A 2,371-nucleotide genomic window follows, 5' to 3' on the forward strand; every position below is an offset into this window, starting at 1 on the left:
GCTCGCGGGCATCCTGTTCCGGTTCGGCACGGATGTCTTCACGAATTTCCCAGCTTCGCCCGTCCTGGTCGGCACACTCTTCGCCGCTTATGTCGTGCTGAAACGTCTTCTGCCCCGTTATGCCATTGCGCTTGTGTTGGTTCTGGGCGTCGGGCTGTCCGCGATCGGTGGCGAACTTCATTTCGACGCCTTCCATATTGAACTGGCGCGACCCGTCTGGACCACGCCGGAATTCTCGCTGGCCGCAATCATCGGGCTCGGTGTGCCGCTCGCCCTCGTGACGCTGACGGGACAGTTCCTGACAGGCGTCGCGGTGTTGCGCGCCTCCGGATACGGCACACCGTCGGGGCCGCTCGTCTGGAGCACATCGGCGCTCTCGATCGTTATGGCGCCGTTCGGTTCGCATGGCGTCAATCTCGCGGCGATCACGGCGGCGATCTGCTCTGGCACGGAAGCCAATCACGATGCTGGCAAGCGTTACATCGCGGGCGGCGCCCTCGGCGTCATTTATATCATCGTTGGCCTGTTTGGAGCGACGCTCGCCTCTCTTTTCGCGTCGTTGCCGAAAGAACTGGTGGCGGCCGTGGCGGGCCTCGCTCTGCTTGGCGCGATCATGAACGGCCTTGCTGGCGCGATGGACGTCGAACGGGAGCGCGAACCCGCTGTTCTTACCTTTTTAGTGACGGCCTCCGGCATGTCCTTCCTTGGGATCGGTTCTGCCTTCTGGGGGCTCGCGGTCGGCGTTACGGCAGCGCTTGTTCTTCTGCCGCGTGTGACGACCCGAACCGAACATTCCGGAAAGGTCGTCGTGACATCAGCCACGCGATGATCCGCAACCGCAACGGGAGCAACACCATGTAGCGCCGATCACGAAGGCTCTCGGTCTAGTTCGAACTCGCAGCCCTCATGCTCACCGCGTTGCACTGTTGGCGACGCGGCTCTCCAAGCAGCCGCCCGACAAGTCCGCACTTTCGGCCACACTGCTGCGTGAAGTGCGCATCGGCATCAACATCGTGGAACTGCGCCGCGTGCAGCGGCAGGTTTCGAAGCCCGCGCGGCTTGCCATCAACCACGCTGTTCAACATTTACCTTTATTTCATTGTGCTGGGCGCGGTCGTCGCGCTCGAAAACAGCCTCTTACCTGGATCATGACCCCACCCGCAAGAACCACGCCACCGAAGACGTCCGCTCCTTTCTGCTGCGCTTCCTTGTGACCCTTGCGATGAGGGCGCGGCGCTGCTGATCGGAGCCTCGCTCTGGTATTACACGTTGATGCGCCGTGGACGCGCGACGTACGGGTGCGGGCCGATGCCGTTGCCGTCGCGCCGGATGTGCCTGGCCTCATGACGGAAGTGCTCATGACGGACAACAAGCGCGTGAAGCGCGGCGATGTACTCTTCCGCATCGATCCGGAGCGGCTCCGACTGGCGCTGGCGCAGGCTGACGCGGTGTCTTATGCGTCTCTGTTTGTTGGGGGGCGTCAAAACTATGGAAAGCTGGCCGTGCAGCATGGTCAAATTGCACGATCCCGAAGTATCCCTCCTCTGCAAAGCCATTCTTGCCAAGCATCTGAAGCGTTATTGATCCCAGCTTATTGCTCGAAGCGCGATCTTATTCAGTCCGTGGCGCGCATCCTAGTTTGTCTGACCGGAAAGTTCTTGAGTCCTGATGATCCCCCGTGATTCCATGCCTTCGGGCGAATCGGACAGCGGGGGCTGGCATGTGGAACGAGGCAGCGCGCAAGCGCCATGCGCCGCGCGAACGCCCACGGCCGCGATCATCGACACGCAGGCCGTCAAGGCCACCGAAAAAGGGGGAAGAGCCGGGATCGCGTTGGCTACGACGCGGGCAAAAAGGTCAAAGGCATCAAACGCAATGCGGTTGTCGATACGATAGGATTGCTGCTTGGGATCGAAGTCATCCCCGCCAGCGTCCAGGACCGGGATGGCGCTGCGGCGCTTATCACAAAAACCCGACGCCTTTTTCCCTTCGTCCGCCACGTCTTTGCGGACGGCGGCTACAGTGGAGACCGCCTCGCCACCGATCTGGCGGCTCAGAAGGTTACGCTGGAGATCGTCAAGCGCACGGACAAGGAAGGCGGGTTCAAACTCATCCGGCGACGCTGGGTCGTCGAGCGCACCTTCTCCTGGCTCAGGCGCAACCGCCGCCTGATGGCCCATTACGAAGCTCTCGCCATCGTCGCCGAGGGCTTCGCCAAACTCGCCATGATCGCCGTTATGCTCAAACGACTGACTGAGCCAAGCTCAAAGCCCGCAACGTAAACTTCTGAGTCAGGCTCTAGGCAGATCGATTGCATTTCATGGATCGTCTGTGCACGCGAGAGAGGAGGTCGGCCAATCAAGGCCGACCT

At 61.4% G+C, this 2,371-nt stretch carries 3 protein-coding genes and 1 pseudogene; all 4 read left to right on the forward strand.

All coding sequences use genetic code 11. The annotated features are described in order from the left end of the window. Positions 1 to 829 (forward strand): benzoate/H(+) symporter BenE family transporter (locus T281_RS16835; RefSeq protein ID WP_037242247.1); only part of this gene is annotated, 829 nt, incomplete at its 5' end. 97 nt (positions 830 to 926) lie between these two features. Then, positions 927 to 1,214: an FUSC family protein gene (locus T281_RS18995; protein ID WP_245269283.1), complete on the forward strand. Its 288-nt coding sequence runs from the start codon at positions 927 to 929 to the stop codon at positions 1,212 to 1,214. A gap of 8 nt (positions 1,215 to 1,222) precedes the next feature. Beyond that, positions 1,223 to 1,451 (forward strand): annotated as a pseudogene (locus T281_RS19680) (efflux transporter periplasmic adaptor subunit); the annotation flags it as partial. A 297-nt stretch (positions 1,452 to 1,748) separates the two neighbouring features. Beyond that, positions 1,749 to 2,282, forward strand: a complete 534-nt coding sequence (locus tag T281_RS16845; protein ID WP_081796882.1) for an IS5 family transposase — start codon at positions 1,749 to 1,751, stop codon at positions 2,280 to 2,282. The last annotated feature ends 89 nt before the right edge of the window (positions 2,283 to 2,371 follow it).

The sequence above is a fragment of the Rhodomicrobium udaipurense JA643 genome, from assembly GCF_000636015.1.
GTDB classification, from domain to species: domain Bacteria; phylum Pseudomonadota; class Alphaproteobacteria; order Rhizobiales; family Rhodomicrobiaceae; genus Rhodomicrobium; species Rhodomicrobium udaipurense.

Coding starts and splice junctions, on each gene's coding strand:
- T281_RS16845 (WP_081796882.1), top strand. CDS start 1,749: ATGCGCCGCGCGAACGCCCACGGCCGCGATCATCGACACGCAGGCCGT.